Here is a 17,343-nt window from a genome sequence, read left to right on the forward strand (position 1 = left end):
AGTTCTCAGAGCAGGGCCTCCAGGAGGATGGGGAGGTCGGTGAGGCGTTTGCCGGTGGCGTTGAAGACCGCGTTGCCGATGGCCGCCGGGACGCCGACGATGGTGATCTCGCCCAGCCCCTTGACGCCGATGGGGTCCGCCTGAGGGTCCTCGGTGTTGATGAAGGTGGCGTCGAGTTCGGGAACGTCGGCGTTGACCGGGACCAGGTAGTCGGCCAGGCTCGCGTTGACGATCCGGCCGTCGCGGTGGTCCGTGTAGGTGCCTTCCAGCAGGGCCATGCCGATGCCGCCGACCATGCCTCCGATGGCCTGGCTGTGGGCCAGCTTGGGGCTGATGACGCGGCCCACGTCGTAGGCCGCGAAGATACGGCGGATGCGGACGAGGCCGAGCAGCGGGTCGACCGACACCTCGGCGAAGACGGCGCCGTATCCGTAGGTGGAGATCCTGGTGTCGATGGTGCCCGGCCCCCAGGTGGCCGTGGCTTCCAGGCTGGGCAGGTCGGCTCGGCTCAGGATCTCGCGGTAGCTGTCCCTGGTGCTGTCGTCGTCGGCCAGCCGGAGGTAGCCGTCGGCGGCGGTCACTTGGGCGGGGTCGGCGCCGTGCAGGGGCGAGGCGGTGTCCGCGACCGCCATGGCGATGAACTTGTTGCGCAGGGCGTTGCAGGAGGTGAAGGTGGCGGATCCCACGCTGGCCATGGTGGTGGCGCCCGCGTGCGGGGGCGCGGTGGGGTAGGTGGAGTCGCCCAGTCTGAAGGTGACTTTCCCGGCGGGCAGGCCGAGCGCGTCGGCGGCCACCTGCATGACGGACGTGGTGGTGCCCGGGCCCATGTCGCTGGTGGCCGTGGCAACCGTCGCCGTCCCGTCCGCGTCGATCCGCGCGCGCGAGCCGACGTCGCGGCGGTTGTTGTGGTACGAGGCGGTGGCCATCCCCATGCCGATCAGCAGATCGCCCTCGGTGCGGCTGCGCGGAGTGGCGGCGCGCCGCGACCAGCCGAAGCCGCGCGCCCCGGTCTCGAAGCATTCGCGGAGCTTGCGGATGGAGAACGGAAGCTTGGTCACCTCGTCCCTGGTGGGTTCGTTGCGCAGCCGCAGCTCGATGGGGTCGACGCGCAGATCGTGCGCGAGTTGGTCCATGGCCGTCTCCAGGGCGAAGGCGCTGGTGACGACACCTGGTCCGCGCATCGAGGACGGTGACTGGGCGTCGATGGCGGTGATCTGGTACTTGGTGCTGGTGTTGGGGACTCCGTAGAGGAACTTCGGCAGGTCGGTCATGCCCTCCTCGTACTCGTCGTAGCGGCAGGTCTCGGTGCGTACCTCGTAGAGGAGACCGTCGACGCGTCCGGCGGCGTTGGCCCCGAGGGCGAGGCGCTGGCGGCTGGCGGGGCGGTAGCCGGTGCCGTAGTAGAACTGGCGCCTCGTCAGGACGACCTTGACGGGTTTGCCGACCTCGCGGGCGGCGAAGGCGGCCAGGGTGACGTGGTCGTAGGCGCGGATGGCGCTGCCGAATCCGCCGCCGACGAACTCGCTGAGGACCCGGACGTTGCCCACCGGGATACCGAGCGCGCCCGCGACGGTACGGGCCGCGCCCTGGACCCACTGGGACTTGTCCCAGAGCGTGAGCCGGTCGCCCTCCCAGCGGGCGATGGTCGACGGCAGCTCGATGGGGTTGTGGTTCTCCCGGCTGATGGTGAAGTCGAGATCCACCTTGTGGGGTGCCGACCTGAAGGCGCCCTCCGGGTCTCCGCGGCTGTAGTCGGGGTTCGACGGGGCCGTCACGGAGGTGGCCGTGGAGCTGTTGAAGTCGGTCATGACCTCCTGCCGGTTGTACGTCGCTTCGACGAGGGACGCTCCATGCGTCGCCGCCTCAAGGGTGTTGGCGAGGACGAGGGCGATCGGCTGGCCGTAGAACACCAGCTCGGTCACCGAGTGGGCGAGCGTCAGGCTGCTGAAGTCGGTCAGCACGCGCACCACACCGGGGTGGGCGCGGGCCGCGTCCGCGTCGATCGCGGACACCGTGCCTCGGGCTGCCGTGCTGTTGACGATGACGCCGTACAGCAGCCCCGCGAACCGGTGCTCGGCCGCGTAGGTTGCGGCGCCGGTCACTTTCAGCCGGGCGTCGACGCGGGAGAGCGCCTGCCCCACAACGGTGTCGGCCATCACTGCCCTCCGATCGTCATCAGCTGTCGGCGCACCGTGCGTTCGATGAGCGCGATCTTGAACTCGTTCTCGGACAGCGCGGTCGCGCCGTCCGCGGCGAAGGAGGCCGCGTCCGTCCAGGTCTTGCGGCCGGGGCGTTTGCCGACCAGTGCGCGCTCCACCTTCGGCAGCCGCCACGGCACGGTCGCGACTCCGCCGACCGCCACGCGGGCACCGCGGATGACGCCGCCCCTGATGTCCAGCGCGACGGCCGCCGACGCGAGGGCGAACTCGTAGGACTGGCGGTCGCGCACCTTGAGGTAGCCGGAGCGCCGTGTGTGCGGACCGGCCGGGATCTCCACGGAGGTGATGAGTTCCCCCGGCTTCAGGCTCTGCTCGCGTTGCGGGGTGTTGCCGGGGCGCAGGAAGAACTCCTGGACGGGGATGGCCCGTTCGCCGCCCACGCCGCGCACGTGGACGACGGCGTCGAGGGCCACGAGCGCGACGGAGAAGTCCGAGGGGTGGGTGGCCACGCACTGTTCGCTGGTCCCCAGGATCGCCTGCATACGGTTGTCGCCGTCGCGGGCGTCGCACCCCGTGCCGGGGGTACGCCGGTTGCAGGCCGAGTGGACGTCCCGGAAATAGGGACAGCGCGGGCGCTGCATGATGTTGCCGCCGATGGACGCCATGTTCCGGAGCTGCGCCGAGGCGCCCAGCTCCAGCGACTGCGCGACGACGGGGTACAGGGAGCGCACCCGCGGATGTGCGGCGAGTTCACTCATCCGCACCAGGGAACCGACCTGGACTCCCGAGGAGGACACCGAGATGTCCTTGTAGGGAAGGCCGTTGATGTCCACCACGCGCGGTGGGCGTTCGACGGTCTCCCGCATCAGGTCGACGAGGGTGGTACCGCCGGCGATGTACCGGCCGCCGGCGGCGCCGGCGGTCAGCGCGGCTTTTTCGGTGCCGGCCTTGCTGAAGGCAAAGGGATGCATGGCAAGCTCACCTCTCTTTGGCGGTCTGCTCGATGGCCGAGACGATGTTGGTGTAGGCGCCGCAGCGGCAGATGTTGCCGCTCATCCACTCGCGGATCTCCTCCGGGGAGTTGGTGTGTCCCTCCGCGATGCAGGCCACCCCGGAGAGGATCTGACCGGGCGTGCAGTAGCCGCACTGGAGGCCGTCGTGGTCGATGAAGGCCTGCTGGAGAGGGTGCAGTTCGTCGCCGTCGGCGAGCCCCTCGATCGTGGTGACCTCCGCGCCGTCGTGCATGACGGCGAGGGTGAGGCAGGAGTTCACCCGGCGGTCGTTCACCAGGACCGTGCAGGCTCCGCAGGCGCCCTGGTCGCAGCCCTTCTTGGTGCCGGGCAGGTCCAGGTGCTCGCGCAGGAGGTCGAGCAGCGAGGTCCTGGTGTCCACGGACGCCGACCGCTGCTCGCCGTTGACCGTCAGCCTGACCTCTGACTCCTGCACGGCGGCGGACGGTGTCTGCGCCTGCGCGCTGTCGGACGTGAACGCCGTGCCCAGCAGGGGCACACTCACGACCGCCGTGGACGCCACAACAAAACTGCGCCGATTGATGGTGGATGCTTCGTCGAACGTATCTGACATATGCCATGCCTTCCGGTATCCGAGAGCGATGGGACCGACTCACCAAACCCTTCGAGAGAGCTCGGTCAGCCGCGCTCAGGCATTCCCTCCTGGAAAGCTCTGCCGAGGAAATGCGCCCGGTTATCGTAACAGCGAAAACGCCGCTATTTGCGATATGAAGGCACTATGAAGCTTCGATGAGACGCATGGACGTACTCGGACGGAGTCTGGTACATCAATAGTGTTCAGTACGGAGGGAATATATGCGTGATCTGCTCCCGGCTCTCACTGGCTGGTTCGACGGAAAAAGGGCGTTCGCCGTCGCCCTGGTGACCGCGGTGGAAGGAAGTTCGCCGCAACGCCCCGGCGCCATGTTCGTCCGAGGACCGGAGGGTGAAGCGCTCGGCGGGATCTCGGGCGGATGCCTGGACGCCACGCTCTACGAGCTGGCAGGTGAGGTGCTGGCCGACGGCCGCGCCCAGGTGGTGCGGTTCGACAGCGGGTCGGACGACCTGTTCGAGCCCGGTCTCCTGTGCGGGGGAAGCATGGAGGCCCTTGTACGGCGCGTCGACCCCGGCACGGACGAGGCCTTCGGGGCGGCCCTGGCGTCACTCGCCCGCGGGGCCGCGGTCACGCTCGCCCTGACCGTCGGCAGTGTCCACCCCGAGCATCTCGGCTCGACCCTGGTCATCACTCCGGAATCGATCATTGGCACACTCGGCGCCGAGGAGTGGGACCGTGAATGTCTGCGTCGCCGGGCCGTCGGAGATTCCGGCGTTCTGAATATGAAGAACGACTCCGGTGAGAAGACCTCATTTTTTATCCACGAGATCTCCGCGCCGCCCAGGATGCTGCTGTACGGGGCTGTAGATTTCGCGCGCGCACTCTCGCAGGTCGGGGCATTTCTGGGATATCACGTGACCGTGTGCGACGCGCGTGCGGTATTCGCCATTCCTGAACGGTTCCCGTACGCCCACGAAGTCGTCGTCGACCGGCCGGCGCGCCATCTCAGTGATGTGGAAACCGATCGCGACACGGTCGTGGTATCGCTGTCGCACGACCCCAAGTTCGATATCCCCCTGTTGTGTGAAGCACTTCGACGTCCGCTGGCCTATGTGGGGGCCATCGGGTCACGTCGTACGTGCGCCGAACGGAGCAGGTCGCTGATCGCGGCGGGTGTGACGGAGCGCCAACTCGCGCGTCTGCGGGCTCCCGTCGGCCTCGACCTGGGCGGACTCACCCCGGAGGAGACCGCCTTGTCCATCGCCGCCGAAGTGGTCGCGGTACGCCATGGCCGCCCGGCCACACCTCTTCGTGCCGGCACGGGGCCGCTGCACGCGGAGGCCGCCGAAGCATGTGTCCCACTCGCCCGTCCTCTGTCGATGCGGGCATGACCAGGCCGTAGCGCGGCGCAAGGCGTTCGATCGTGACCGGTTGGCCTAGGCTTTCGATCATGTACGACGAACTCTTCGGCACTCTTCCCGACGGCACCCCGGTCCACCGCTGGACGCTGGAGCGTTCCGGCGTGCGGGTGCGGGTCCTGACGTACGGCGGGATCGTGCAGTCCGCCGAGGTCCCGGACCGGGGAGGGCGGGCCGTGGACGTGGTGCTGGGCTTCCCGGACCTGGCGGGGTATCTCGCGCATCCGGAGCCGTACTTCGGGGCGCTCGTCGGCCGGTACGCGAACCGGATCGCGGGCGGCCGCTTCCCGCTCGACGGCCTGACCTACCACCTGGCCCAGAACAACGGGACCAACTCCCTGCACGGCGGCGAGCGCGGCTTCGACAAGCGCGTGTGGGACGCGGAGCCGGTCGAGCACGGAGTCCGGCTGTCGCGGGTCGCTCCGCACGGCGAAGAGGGTTTCCCCGGGCGCCTGGAGGTCTCGGCGACCTACACACTGGACGAGGGTGGCGCGCTGCGGATCGCGTACGAGGCGGTCACGGACGCGCCGACCGTGGTGAACCTGACGAACCACACGTACTGGAATCTGGGCGGCGGCGGTTCGGGCAGCGCGGGCGGGCACGAACTCCGCATCGCCGCCTCACGGTTGACGCCGGTGGACGCGGATCTGATCCCCACCGGGGAGTTCGAGGGCGTGCACGGCACGCGCTTCGACTTCCGGGAGGCACGCAAGGTGGGCGCCGGGTACGACCACAACTTCGTGCTCGACAAGGGGCTAACCGGGACGGCCGTCGAGGTGGCCGAGCTGCACGATCCGGCCTCCGGGCGCGTACTGACCGTGGCGACGACCGAGCCCGGCCTCCAGCTCTACACCGCCGACCACCTGGACGGCTCGGGGCCGTTCGCACCCGGCGACGGCATCGCGCTGGAGACACAGCACTTCCCCGACTCCCCGAACCGTCCGGATTTCCCGAAGATCGAGCTGCGGCCGGGCGGGGTGTACAGGTCGGAGACCGTCTATGGCTTCGGGGTGCGCGACTAGGAGTTCTCCCCCGAGCCCCGGCCCGGATGTCAGGTTCCGGACCGGGGCTGCTCGGGAGGACGGCTCGTCCTGGCTCAGACCGTAATGGTCGAAGCGAGGCGACGGTCCGCGATCGAACGTCCTGCCTGGATCTCGTACGAACCCTTCACAAATGCCCACGCCTTCGCCGTCTCGTCCCAGATCTCGAAGGCGCGGTCGGGCAGTTCCACGACGGCCTCGACGCTCTCGCCGGGTCCGGCCTCGACACCGGCGAAACCGGCGAGCCAGCGGGCGGGGCGCTCGGCGTCGGTCTCCGCCGGGGCCAGATAGACCTGGACGACCTCGCGGCCTGCGCGCTCGCCGGAGTTGCGGACGCGGATCCTGGCGGTGGTGCCGTCGACCTCGATCGACTCGTACGTCCAGTCGGTGTAGCCGAGGCCGTGCCCGAAGGCGTACGAGGGGGTGGCGCCGGCCTTGTCCCAGGCGCGGTAGCCGATGAACACGCCCTCGGTGTAGGCGAGTTCGCCCTCGGTCGGGACGACCTGGGTGACCGGGGCGGCCGCGAGGGATCCCCAGGTGGTGGGCAGGCGGCCGCCCGGCTCGTGGGCGCCGGTGAGGACGTCGGCGAGGGCGGCGCCGCCCTCCTGGCCGGGGAACCAGCTCAGCAGAACGGCCGCGACCTCGTCCCGCCAGGGCAGCTCCACCGGGGAGCCGGAGTTGACGACCACGACGGTGTTCGGGTTGGCGGCGGCGACGGCGTGGAGCAAGTCGTCCTGGCGGCCGGGGAGTCGGAGGTCCTTGCGGTCGAAGCCCTCGGACTCGACGCGGTCGGTGGTGGCGACCACGACGACGGCGGTGTCGGCGGCGCGGGCCGCCTCCACGGCCTCGGCGATCAGTTCGTCTGCGTCGCGCTGCGGCTCCTGGTGGGCGAGCGCGAAGCCGATCACCTTCATGGGGATGCCCTCGGGGAGGGTGACGACGTGGGTGAGGGAGACGTTCACCGGTTCACCCGCGGTCAGTTCGGCCTGCGCGCGGGGCACCGGGGCGCCGAAGAAGGTCAGGAACGGGTCGTCCTCCTCGGTGCGCTGGACGTCGTCGAAGTACGTCGTGCCGTCGACGGTGAGCGTGAAGCCGCCGAGGCCCTTGATGCCGAAGGTGTGCGGGCCGCTGTCGCGCGGGGTGAACGTGCCGGTCAACTCGACGGTGTGGAGGGTGTCGTGGGTGACGCCGGCCGGGAGGTCGTCGCCCATCCACTGGATCTGGCCGTTGGGCGCGGAGCCGCTGCCGATGACCTCGCCGGCCGCGTCGCGGCAGACGGCTCGCAGCTCGAACCCCTTGTCCGCGACGGCGAGTTCCTCGTTCGGGTCGGCTCCGACGGCGTACGTCAGGCCGCCTTCGGGGAGGGCGGCGGTGAGGCCGTCGAGGGGCGAGACGATCCGGGCGGGGAAGACGGTGGCGGAACCGCCGCCGAGGACTCGGGCGTCGCGGGCGGCGGCGCCGATGAGGGCGACCGTGCCGGGCCTGAGCGGGAGGGCGCCTTGGTTGCGCACGAGTACGAAGGCACGGCGGGCGATCTCTCGGGCCAGGGCCTCGCCGTCGATGGCGGCGGGCGGCTCGGTGACGACCGGTTCGGCGCCGTCCAGGATGCCCACGCGGGCGGCGAGGCGCAGGACGTTGCGTACGGCCTCGTCGACCGTCGACTCCTCGACGCGGCCGTCGCGTACGGCTTGCGCGAGCGGTTCGCCGTACACCGTCCTCGGTCCGGGCATGGCGACGTCGAGGCCGCCCTCGATGTCACCGGTCGTGGAGCGGGCGGCCATCCAGTCGGAGACATTGAATCCGTCGAAGCCCCATTCGCCGCGCAGGATCTCGTTCACGAGGTAGCGGTGCTCGGTCATGGTCGTGCCGTTGACCGAGTTGTAGGCGGTCATGATGCCCCAGGGGTGGGCGTTCTCGACGATGGCCTCGAAGGGGGCCAAGTAGAGCTCGCGCAGGGCGCGTTCGGAGACGAGGTTGTTCGCCGTGAAGCGGTCGGTCTCGGCGTCGTTGGCGACGAAGTGCTTGACGGTGGTGCCGACGCCGCCGGACTGGACGCCGTTCACATAGCCGCTGCCGATCGCGCCGGTCAGGTACGGGTCCTCGCTGTACGCCTCGAAGTGGCGGCCGCCGAGCGGGGAGCGGTGCAGGTTCACGGTGGGCGCGAGGAGCACGTGGACGTTCTTGCGGCGGGCCTCCTGGGCGAGGAGGGCGCCGGCGCGGCGGGCGAGGGCCGGGTCCCAGGTGGCGGCGAGCGCGGTCGGGGACGGGAGCGCGATGGAGGGGTCGTCGGCGGTCCAGTGGACGCCGCGGACACCGATCGGGCCGTCGGACATGACCAGGGACTTCAGGCCGATCTCGGGGAGCGCGGGGAGCGACCACATGTCCTGCCCGGCCAGCAGCTTCGCCTTCGCGTCGATGCCGAGCTCGGCGAGCGCGGCCTCGACGACCGCCTCGCGGGCCTGGTCGGCCGTGCTTCGGGTCGCGTTTGCGGCCGTGCTTCGGGCCTGGCTTCCGGCCTGGCTCTCGGCTCGGCTCCCGGCTCGGCTCTCCACTGTCTCCGCCACGGCGGCACCTCCTCGTTGAAGTCCTTGGACCTCCTCATCCTGCACCCGTTACCTGTAGAGCGGTAGGTTTCGTTATCTTGACGTTATTTTCGGGTGATCGGATGCCGATACCGTGGCTCCATGACGACCAGGACCAGGAGTGAGGAACGGCGCGCGGAGATCGTGCGCGCGGCCCTGGAGGTGATCGCCGAGCGCGGCTACCGGGGTGCGAGTCTGGCCGCGGTCGCCGAGCGTGTGGGCCTCACCCAGCAGGGGCTGCTGCACCACTTCCCCACCAAGGAGGCCCTGCTCGTCGCCGTCCTCAAGGAGCGCGACCAGTGGGACGCGGTGCCGGACACCCAGTGGCGGGTCGATCTGCTCACCTCGCTCGTCGAGTACAACGCCATGCGGCCCGGGATCATCCAGACCTTCTCCGCACTGCTCGGCGAGAGCGTCACGGAAGGGCACCCCGCCCGTGAGTTCTTCACCCAGCGGTACGCGGCCGTGCGGGCGAGCATGGCTTCGGTACTGCGCGCCGAGTACGGGGAGCGACTCCCCAACGGACTCACTCCGGAGCGCGCCGCCCCTCTCCTGGTCGCGGTGATGGACGGACTCCAGTACCAGTGGCTGCTCGACCCGGAGTCGGTGGACATGCCGGGGGCGTTTCGGGACTTCCTTACGCTGCTGGGCGAGAATCCTTCGCCGGACTCCCTGCTGGACTCCCCGCCGGGCGAGGGCTGACCGCCGCGACGACCTCCACCTCCACGAGGGCCTCCGGCTTGAAGAGGCGGGAGGCCTCGAACGTCATGCTGGTGGGCGCGGTTCCGGTGAGGAACTCCCGCCGTACGGCGCCGTATTCGTGGAGCTTGTCGATGTCCGTCAGGTACGTACGGATGTTGATGATGTCGGCGAGGGACGCGCCGTGCGCTTCGAGCAGGGCGTCGATGGCCTCGAAGACGCCGCGGCTCTGGGCGGCGAGGTCCGCTCCTTCGGCGACCTGGCCGGAGAGGTACAACAGGGCTCCGCCGCCCGGGAGTTCGACGCGCGCGACCTGGGAGTAGTAGGCGTTGGCGGGCTGCGGTGCGGAGGGCGGGTTGTCCAGCGTGATCTGCACGGGGTCCTCGGGTTCGTCAGGTTCTTCGGGCTCTTCGGGCTCTTCAGGTTCGGGTTCGTCGGGTTCGTCAGGATGATCGGCGGATGTGGGCCACGGCCTTCGCGATGTCCTCGTGAACGACGGCCGGGTCGGCGGCGGCGCGCCTGAACTGCTCCAACACCGCTTCCATGACCGGGAGTCGGGCCGCCTTCGTCGCGAGGTCGGCGTCCTTCACGGCGAGCGCGGTGTCGAAGTGCACGCCTTCGGCGAAGGCACGGCCGACGGCTCCGCCCAGCGGGCCGTTCGTGAGGACGGCGCGCGCGGTGTCCTCGTCGACACCGAGGGCGTCCGCCAGGCGCATCGCCTCGGCGACGAGGGCGACCCCGCCGACGACGGAAGTGTTGACGACGAGCTTGAGTGCGGCGCCGGAGCCGAGCGGTCCGGTGCGAGTGACCGTGCCGAGGTGAGCCAGCACATGCTCGACACCGGCCACGTCACCGCCCGCGAGGATGCCGAGCCGGCCCGCGGCGGCCCTGTCGGTGCTGCCCGCCACAGGCGCGTCGACGAGCGTCACGCCGTCCTTGAGCCGGGCGGCCAACTCCTTGACCACATCAGGGCCGACGGTCGACATCTCGACCCAGTACGCGCCCGGGCGCAGCTCCGGCACGACGGCGTCCGCGACCGCGTGGAGCGCCGCCGGGCCGGCGAGCATCGTGATCACCACGTCCGCGTCCCGCACGGCGTCCGCCGGGGTCGCGGCGAGCGTGGCTCCCTCGGCGGCCAGCGGCTCCGCCTTCGCGGCGGTGCGGGTCCAGACCGTCAACGGGTGCCCGGATCCAAGGAGTTGGCGGGCCATAGGGGCGCCCATGTGGCCGAGTCCGAGAAAGGCGATCTTTTCCATGCCTTCGACGCTAGGCACACCGAGGCAATGCGACAAGCGAATGTCTAGCATGGGTCCCATGCCGAACACGCATGACGCGTATGACAATGCCGATCTGCAGGGCGACGCGACCCATGAGGACGCGCCCGATCTCTCGACCGTGTGGCTGCGGGTGTTCCTGGACGTCGCCCGGCACGGTTCGTTCACCGTGGCGGCACGGACACTCGGGTGGACGCAGTCCGCGGTGTCGCGGCAGATCTCCTCCCTGGAGTCGGCGCTCGGCGGGGCACCGCTCTTCGACCGGCTGCACCGGGGCGTACGGCTGACGGAGGCCGGGCAGGTCCTCGTGCCGCACGCCGAGGCCGTGGTCGAGCGGCTGCAGTCGGCGGAGCGCGAACTGACGGCGCTGCGCGAACTGACGGGCGGACGGCTACGGGTGGGTGCCTTCGCCACGGCCGACGCCGCTCTCGTCCCGCAGGCCATCGCCGCCTTCCGCACCCGTCACCCGGGAGTGCGCCTCACCCGCGAAGAGGGGTTCACGCCCGCGCTCCTGGAGCGGCTGTCCGCCGGCAGTCTGGACCTGGCGATCGTCTCGACGACGGGCCGGGCGCCACTGGACGCGTACACCCTGCACCACCTCCTCGACGAGTCCCTCTACGTAGCCGTCCCCGCCGGCCACCCGCTCGCTGCCGAGCCCTCGGTACGGCTCCCCCAACTCGCCGACGCCGACTGGATCTCCGGCACCGCCCGCCCCGAGGGCACCCTCCTCGACGCGGCGCTGCGGCACGGCTTCCGCCCGCGCGTCGCGCACGTCGTGGCCCAGTGGACCGCCAAGCAGGGCTACGTCGCCGCCGGACTCGGAGTGGCCCTGATCCCGGCGCTCGCCGCCGAGTCCGTACGTCCCGACATCGCGCTGCTCCCGGTGCGCGACGAGGACACGCCCGCACGGGCCGTGTACGCGGCGACGGCACGGGGGCGTTCCCTGGCGCCCGCGGCAGAGGCGTTCCTGCAAGCGCTCCGGGAGGCGGCCGCGAAGATCCCCACCTGAGCCACGCGCCATGGCGTACGTCCCATCCGTCACGCGATACTGCGGCCACCCGGCAGCACCCCACGGCGACGGAAGGCCTGAATTCCCTTGACGCACATACGTATTCGGATCGGCGTACTCGGACTGACCCTGGTGGCGGGGCTCGCGGCGGCGCCCACCGCGTCCGCCGCCGTGCCGTCGACCGCCGAGGCCCCCACCGTGGAGGAGCTGCGGCTCGACAAGGCCGCGCCCCAGGAGATCCTGCGGCGTTCCGGATTCGACACCGTGGCACCGGAGTTCGCGCAGGCGCTGGACAGCGCCGATTCGTACGCGCAGGCCGAGCGGGCCGCCGTACAGCAGGGTGCGCGGCTGTGGCAGCGGGCCGTCGACCGGGCGCAGGGCCGGGGTCCGGCGGGCGGTGACCTGAGCCGGGACGACGACCGGCCGCTGTACTGGGCGCGGCTCGGTATGACGCGTGAAGTACGCCAGTGGGAGCCGGAGTTCGGGCTCACGGATGCCCAACGGGACAAGCTGCTGGCCAAGTTGGAGGTGACCTCGCGCGGTCAGGACGCCATCCACTATCCGCCGGCCAAGGGCGTGAAGCGGATCCTGGTCACCGGGTTCGACCCGTTCACGCTGGACCGTGACATCCGGATCTCCAACCCCTCCGGGGCCACCGCCCTCGCCCTCGACGGCACGACGATCCAGACCGCGGACGGCCCGGCACGCGTCGAGACCGCCATGTTCCCCGTCCGCTGGCAGGACTTCGCCGCCGGAACGGTGGAACGGACGCTGCGCAAGCAGCTCCCCCGCGTGGACCTGTTCACGACGGTGAGCCAGGGCCGGGTCGGCCGGTTCGACGTGGAGCGGACCAACGGGGCCTGGCGGGGCGGCTTCCCCGACAACGAGAACCTCTCGCGGACCGAGACCATCCCCGTCACCGATCCGGCCTCGCAGCCGCAGTGGACGTCGACGACCCTTCCGTACGCGGAGATCGTGGCCGCGAACACGGGCCGCTTCCCGGTGTACGACAACACGTCGGTGACCGAGATCCCGGCGGGCGGCACCACTCCGGTCGTACGTCCCCTCGGCCCGACCCCGGGTTCGACGGCCCGTGCCGGGGGCGGTGGTGACTACCTCTCCAACGAGATCGCGTACCGCGCGACGCTGTTGCGCAACCGGCTCGGGCTGCAGTCCTCGCTTCCCGGCGGGCATGTCCACACCCCGGTGCTGCAGTTCGGCACGGGCAACACCGACCCGGCGACCGGGGTGGTGACCGACCCCCAGTTCGTACAGAACCGGCTGGACATCATCGCGCAGGTGCGGGCGATCCTGACGGTGGCGGTGGACGCGGGTCAGGCTTCCTGACCGGGGGACCGGGAGACCGGGAGGGCGTGGACGCCGGTCAGCCCGCTGACGCCGGCTCCTGGTCGTCCGCGCCGTTCCTGTCCCGGTCGCCGTCCGTCGTCTCCTCGCCCAGCAGGTCGCGGGCCATCAGTGTGGCGCCCGCGACCGCGCCGGGCATCAGGAAGACGGCGACGAAGGGGACCAGGAAGGAGACCGCGAGGGGGGTGCCGAAGCCCCAGATCAGGGTCTTGCGGGAGCGGAGGAGGGTGAGGCGGTCGCGGAGCTCGACGCGGCGGCGTTGCAGGGCAACCCCGGCCAGCTCCTCCGTCAGGAAGAAGCCGGTGACGAAGAAGCCGATCAGCGGGACGGCCGTCTGGCCGACGAACGGGATGAAGCCGAGCGCGAAGAGCAGGACGCCCCACAGGGCAGCCCTGGCGACGATACGAAGGCTGTCGCGGGCCGAGATCAACAGCTCACGCCACAACGGCAGGCCGGACTCGGGGGCCGTGCCGTCCGGGGAGACGTCCCGGTCGACCTTCTCCGAGAGGTTCTCGTAGAAGGGCTGGCCGATGAGGAGGGTGACCGCCGTGAAGGTGACCACGGAGAGGAGAAGGGCGAGCGCGAACAGTACGGCGGTCAGGAAGCCGCGGAAGAGGCCCTGCCAGGGGCTGGTCCAGTCGTCCGCGAACGGGGTCGACCAGGTGATGAAGTCGTCGCCGTACATCGCCAGGGCGACGAGGGCCGCCGCGTACAGCACGAGGGTGATCAGCCCCGGGAGCAGGCCGAATCCGTACTGTTTCCCGTGCCTCGCCACCCATCGCTGGCCCTGTAGCAAGTAGTTGAAGCCCACCCCGAAGTCGCGCATGGGGGGAACTTTAGCGTCGATGGTTCATGGGGGTTCGTCGGCTGCGTGACGGACGCAACTCAGGACGTCTTCGTAGCGGACCGCTTCGCGCTTTTGCTTCTGTTGGTGCCCGTACTGGTGCGCCTTGGCTTTGCGGGCACGCTCTTTCGCGTCGTGACGCTCTTTCGCGTCGTGGCCTTCTCCGTGCGTGCCGCCGTCCGCGACGGCGCTGTCCGGGTCTGTGCAGTCCGGGTCGGTGCTGTCGGCCACTTGAGCTCGATCTCCAACTCGATCTCCCCATCACCGATCTCGACCTCGATCTCGCTGCGAAGGTCGTCGGGGATCCGCAGGCTCAGAGTTGCCGGGCCGAGTTCCAGTTCTGCATCCTCACCTTTCCTCAGCGCGGCTGCGAGTGCCGTGAGCTGGTCAGCCGCTTCAAGGCGTGTCAGCGAGCGCTTCTGCTCGAACTTGAGGTCCTTCATGGGTGTCTCCGATCCGGAAGCGACCTGGATGTCGGGCCGCGCCTCGTTCCAATCTCGGCCCACCGGGATCGCACCGCACCTCGGGGTGCCCGACCGGCGCGAGGCCAGGAAGGGTTCTAGGGTTGTAGGGAGCTTCGCGTTCGCGGAACCCGGTTCTCTCCGCCACGTAGCTCTCTCGGGCTCGAAAACTCACCAGGAGGGCATGCGACATGTCCACTGCATCTGAAACCCGTGTCCTGGACACCCTCGCCGCCATGACGGTCGACTCGATCGAGCGATGCGGGCTGGCCCCGGACATGCTCATCCTCACGCGCATCGCGGCACTCGCCGCCTCGGACGCCCCGCCGATCTCCTACGTGGCCCATATCGACCCCGCTCTGCAGGCCGGTCTGACCGCCGAACAGTTGCAGGACGTCCTGGTCGCCATCGCGCCCATCGTGGGCACCGCCCGCGTCATGACGGCAGCGGGCCACATCGCCACGGCGCTCGGCATCGTCATTGCCGTCGCCGATGCCGAGATCGAGGCTCAGGGCTGAGAGCGGGCGCTCCCCGCCGGCGTCGGTGATCCGCCGCGCTGCGGCGGATCACCGGCGCGTCGGCTCACCGGAACCGTGCGTTCACCCTGAGCCGTCGATTCCATCGCGTTGAACGGTGCGCGCACGCAGCGTGCGACCGGCACGAACCCCGGCCCGCACTGCGGGGTCACCCGCCGGGGTGGTTGACCACCTGCTGCCCATACGGCCCACCTGGGCGTGCCGTATCGCCGTAAAGCAGCGGAAATGGAGGGAGGCCAATCCCCGGGAGCCCCCATGACCAACCCGCACGAGTCGTCCGAGCCCGAAGCCGCCCCGGAGGGGGCCGCAGGTGACGCGACCGGAAGTGGGCACAAGCACGGCTCGGCGGCCACGCGGATCACGCGGAAGATCGCCTCGGCAGTGCTCATCGTCCTCACCTGCATCCTGGTGCCGATCGCACTGCTCACGGTGTGGGTGCACGGCATCGCTCTGGACACCGACCGGTACGTGGCGACGGTCTCGCCGCTGGCCTCGGATCCGGCGATCGAGGCCGCAGCGGTCAACCGCATCACCCAAGCCGCCGACGTGCGGGTGAACGGCAGCCAGGCCGCAGCGGACATCGCCGCCTGGCTGCAGTCGCAGGGACTACCGCCGCGGGCAGCGAACGCCGTGAAGGGTCTGGGCCCGCAGCTCGACTCCGTGGTCAACGACACGGTGGAGAAGGTGGCCACACGCTTCGTGGAGAGCGACCGTTTCGAGCGGATCTGGACGAACGCCAACCGGGAGGCCCACTCCGCGGTCGTGCACGCGCTCACCGGCGAGGGCCGTGGAGCCGTGGGCGTGAACGGCGGAACAGTCACCCTCGACGTCGGCGAAGCCGTCGACCAGGTCAAGGAAGCACTCGTGGACGCCGGCCTGTCGCCGGCCGCCAAGATCCCCGACGTCAACAAACAGATGGTGCTCTTCCAGTCCGACCAGCTGAAGAAGATCCGCGACGGTGCCCATCTGCTGGACGTGATCGGGAACTGGTTCCCCGTGCTCGTCGTGCTGATCGGCGCGGCCGGTGTGCTGCTGGCCCACCGGCGCCGCCGGGCCCTCGCCCGTACGGCTCTCGGCGCGGCCTTCGCCTGCCTGATCGTGGCCATCGGCCTGGTCGTCGCCCGCCGCTACTACCTGGACCACCTCCCGGCCCAGGTGCAGTCGGAGGCCGCCGCAGCGGCCATCTTCGACACCCTGTTGCACTTCCTGCGGGTCAGCCTGCGCACGGCGATCGTGCTCGGCGTGATCATCGCGCTGGGCGCCTACCTGATCGGCCCCGGACGGCTGCCACGCGCCGTCCGCGGCACATCCGAGCGCGCCGCGGACTCCACAGCAAAGTGGGCGTACGGCCACCAGGTCCGCACCGGCCGGGTGGGCACCTGGACCCAGGCCCACCGCCACTGGATCGCCCTGGCCGCCCTGCTGATCGTGGCCCTGGTCTTCGCACTCTGGAACCACCCGACAGTCCTGACCATCCTGCTGCTGGTCGTCATCCTGCTGGCCGTACTCGCACTGCTCGCGCTCCTCGCCGCCTCCGGCCGCGTCACCCTCGACGCCGAGCGGGTGGCGCCACCGCGCCCGGAGGGGGGCGAGTGACGCTCTGGCAGTCCCGTCACCGGCCCGTCGGGGCGCGCCGGAACGGGAGTGTCTGACACGGACGTCTTGGGGCCCGCCAGGGACAGGTGAGTCACTGGGGTCTGTTCGGCTGACGGGTCGTCTGGATGCGGTGTCGGTGGGCTGCGGTGGGGGTCGTTGGTGTGCTTCGGTGTTGAGGCGGTGCTGTGTCAGTCGCCGGCTGGTACGGCTGCCAGGAGATTGGGGACGCCGCAGGCGCCGGCGAGGAGGTCGGCGTAGGCAGTGAGGATGCGGCGGGTGTCCGTGAGGGCAACGCGGAACTCGTCGGATTGGGGCCAGAGCCGTTCGTGGTCACGGCGTGAGCGATCGGCGGGGCGCTGGTTCTCCCAGTCCTCCAGCACCGGGTGCCAGCGGGCGAGCAGGGGGCGGATGCCGAAGTTGAGCATGGCGACGGCCAGGTAGCCGAAGTTGTACTGCCCGTTGCGCTTGGGCTCGGCCACCTCCGGGCCGTGTTGGCGCAGCACGTCGCGAGTGGTGGCAAAGAGTGAGTACATGCTGGTGAGCGCCTCGCGGAGGAGGCCCTCGTCGACTCTCAGGGGTACCACTGATACCCGCGTCACCAGCTCCACGTAGACCTCCCAGGCCGCGCGCCGTTCAGCGTCGTTCGGCTCCCATGTGCCGGAAATCTCCAGCACATGCAGGTTCAGCTTCACATCCACGCTTTTCGGCGCCCGCACCATTACTGTTCCCCTCGGCTGCCTACGGAGTGTCCTCAGGTCTTGCTGACTCACGTTACCGGGATGATCTATCGGTAA

Annotated in this window: 16 protein-coding genes; 7 read left to right on the forward strand and 9 right to left on the reverse strand. The window is 70.1% G+C overall.

Annotation, left to right across the window (positions count from 1 at the left end):
* Positions 1 to 5: 5 nt before the first annotated feature.
* Genes OG219_RS15380 through OG219_RS15390 form a run of 3 tightly spaced genes read right to left on the reverse strand, consistent with a single transcriptional unit; the run spans position 6 to position 3,743 of the window.
* Entirely contained in the window at positions 6 to 2,156 is a 2,151-nt protein-coding gene (locus OG219_RS15380; protein WP_266826890.1) for a xanthine dehydrogenase family protein molybdopterin-binding subunit, read from the reverse strand.
* The gene (locus OG219_RS15385) at positions 2,156 to 3,130 is read right to left on the reverse strand and encodes a xanthine dehydrogenase family protein subunit M (protein ID WP_266826891.1); all 975 of its coding nucleotides are present in this window, start codon (positions 3,128 to 3,130) and stop codon (positions 2,156 to 2,158) included. The genes OG219_RS15380 and OG219_RS15385 overlap by 1 nt, the downstream gene beginning before the upstream one ends.
* Before the next feature lie 7 nt (positions 3,131 to 3,137).
* Positions 3,138 to 3,743, reverse strand: a complete 606-nt coding sequence (locus tag OG219_RS15390) for a (2Fe-2S)-binding protein (RefSeq protein ID WP_266826893.1) — start codon at positions 3,741 to 3,743, stop codon at positions 3,138 to 3,140.
* Between the two features lie 242 nt (positions 3,744 to 3,985).
* Between OG219_RS15390 and OG219_RS15395 the strand changes: the two genes are divergently transcribed.
* Positions 3,986 to 5,116, forward strand: a complete 1,131-nt coding sequence (locus tag OG219_RS15395) for an XdhC family protein (RefSeq protein WP_266826895.1) — start codon at positions 3,986 to 3,988, stop codon at positions 5,114 to 5,116.
* A 59-nt stretch (positions 5,117 to 5,175) separates the two neighbouring features.
* Positions 5,176 to 6,165: an aldose epimerase family protein gene (locus tag OG219_RS15400; RefSeq protein ID WP_266826897.1), complete on the forward strand. Its 990-nt coding sequence runs from the start codon at positions 5,176 to 5,178 to the stop codon at positions 6,163 to 6,165.
* Positions 6,166 to 6,239: 74 nt separating this feature from the next.
* On the opposite strand, the gene OG219_RS15405 is transcribed toward OG219_RS15400, so the two are convergent.
* The gene (locus OG219_RS15405) at positions 6,240 to 8,747 is read right to left on the reverse strand and encodes a glycoside hydrolase family 3 protein (protein ID WP_266826899.1); all 2,508 of its coding nucleotides are present in this window, start codon (positions 8,745 to 8,747) and stop codon (positions 6,240 to 6,242) included.
* A 120-nt stretch (positions 8,748 to 8,867) separates the two neighbouring features.
* On the opposite strand from OG219_RS15405, the gene OG219_RS15410 reads away from it, so the two are divergent.
* Positions 8,868 to 9,467, forward strand: coding sequence for a TetR/AcrR family transcriptional regulator (locus OG219_RS15410; protein WP_266826901.1), 600 nt, complete (start codon positions 8,868 to 8,870; stop codon positions 9,465 to 9,467).
* Here the strand turns inward: OG219_RS15410 and OG219_RS15415 are convergent.
* Together OG219_RS15415 and OG219_RS15420 are read right to left on the reverse strand one after the other, a co-directional pair.
* Complete coding sequence (locus OG219_RS15415; RefSeq protein ID WP_266826903.1) at positions 9,403 to 9,840, reverse strand: RidA family protein; 438 nt, start codon at positions 9,838 to 9,840, stop codon at positions 9,403 to 9,405. The genes OG219_RS15410 and OG219_RS15415 overlap by 65 nt on opposite strands.
* A 67-nt stretch (positions 9,841 to 9,907) precedes the next feature.
* The gene (locus OG219_RS15420) at positions 9,908 to 10,720 is read right to left on the reverse strand and encodes an NAD(P)-dependent oxidoreductase (protein WP_266826904.1); all 813 of its coding nucleotides are present in this window, start codon (positions 10,718 to 10,720) and stop codon (positions 9,908 to 9,910) included.
* 58 nt (positions 10,721 to 10,778) lie between these two features.
* On the opposite strand from OG219_RS15420, the gene OG219_RS15425 reads away from it, so the two are divergent.
* Positions 10,779 to 11,747 carry a LysR family transcriptional regulator gene (locus OG219_RS15425; RefSeq protein ID WP_266826905.1) on the forward strand — a complete coding sequence of 323 codons (969 nt, stop codon included), beginning with the start codon at positions 10,779 to 10,781 and terminating at the stop codon, positions 11,745 to 11,747.
* Positions 11,748 to 11,834: 87 nt separating this feature from the next.
* Positions 11,835 to 13,094: a pyroglutamyl peptidase gene (locus tag OG219_RS15430; protein ID WP_266826906.1), complete on the forward strand. Its 1,260-nt coding sequence runs from the start codon at positions 11,835 to 11,837 to the stop codon at positions 13,092 to 13,094.
* A gap of 37 nt (positions 13,095 to 13,131) precedes the next feature.
* Here OG219_RS15430 and OG219_RS15435 read toward each other — a convergent pair whose 3' ends face one another.
* Together OG219_RS15435 and OG219_RS15440 are read right to left on the reverse strand one after the other, a co-directional pair.
* The gene (locus OG219_RS15435; protein ID WP_266826907.1) at positions 13,132 to 13,938 is read right to left on the reverse strand and encodes an EI24 domain-containing protein; all 807 of its coding nucleotides are present in this window, start codon (positions 13,936 to 13,938) and stop codon (positions 13,132 to 13,134) included.
* 59 nt (positions 13,939 to 13,997) lie between these two features.
* Positions 13,998 to 14,399: an amphi-Trp domain-containing protein gene (locus OG219_RS15440; RefSeq protein ID WP_266826908.1), complete on the reverse strand. Its 402-nt coding sequence runs from the start codon at positions 14,397 to 14,399 to the stop codon at positions 13,998 to 14,000.
* 209 nt (positions 14,400 to 14,608) lie between these two features.
* Between OG219_RS15440 and OG219_RS15445 the strand changes: the two genes are divergently transcribed.
* Both OG219_RS15445 and OG219_RS15450 read left to right on the forward strand, forming a co-directional pair.
* Entirely contained in the window at positions 14,609 to 14,935 is a 327-nt protein-coding gene (locus OG219_RS15445) for a carboxymuconolactone decarboxylase family protein (protein WP_266826909.1), read from the forward strand.
* A gap of 273 nt (positions 14,936 to 15,208) precedes the next feature.
* The gene (locus OG219_RS15450) at positions 15,209 to 16,549 is read left to right on the forward strand and encodes a hypothetical protein (protein WP_266826910.1); all 1,341 of its coding nucleotides are present in this window, start codon (positions 15,209 to 15,211) and stop codon (positions 16,547 to 16,549) included.
* A gap of 188 nt (positions 16,550 to 16,737) precedes the next feature.
* Here the strand turns inward: OG219_RS15450 and OG219_RS15455 are convergent, their stop codons facing one another.
* The gene (locus tag OG219_RS15455; protein ID WP_266826911.1) at positions 16,738 to 17,247 is read right to left on the reverse strand and encodes a hypothetical protein; all 510 of its coding nucleotides are present in this window, start codon (positions 17,245 to 17,247) and stop codon (positions 16,738 to 16,740) included.
* Between the last annotated feature and the right edge of the window lie 96 nt (positions 17,248 to 17,343).

Source organism: Streptomyces sp. NBC_00038, assembly GCF_026343635.1.
In the GTDB taxonomy this organism is placed as follows: domain Bacteria; phylum Actinomycetota; class Actinomycetes; order Streptomycetales; family Streptomycetaceae; genus Streptomyces.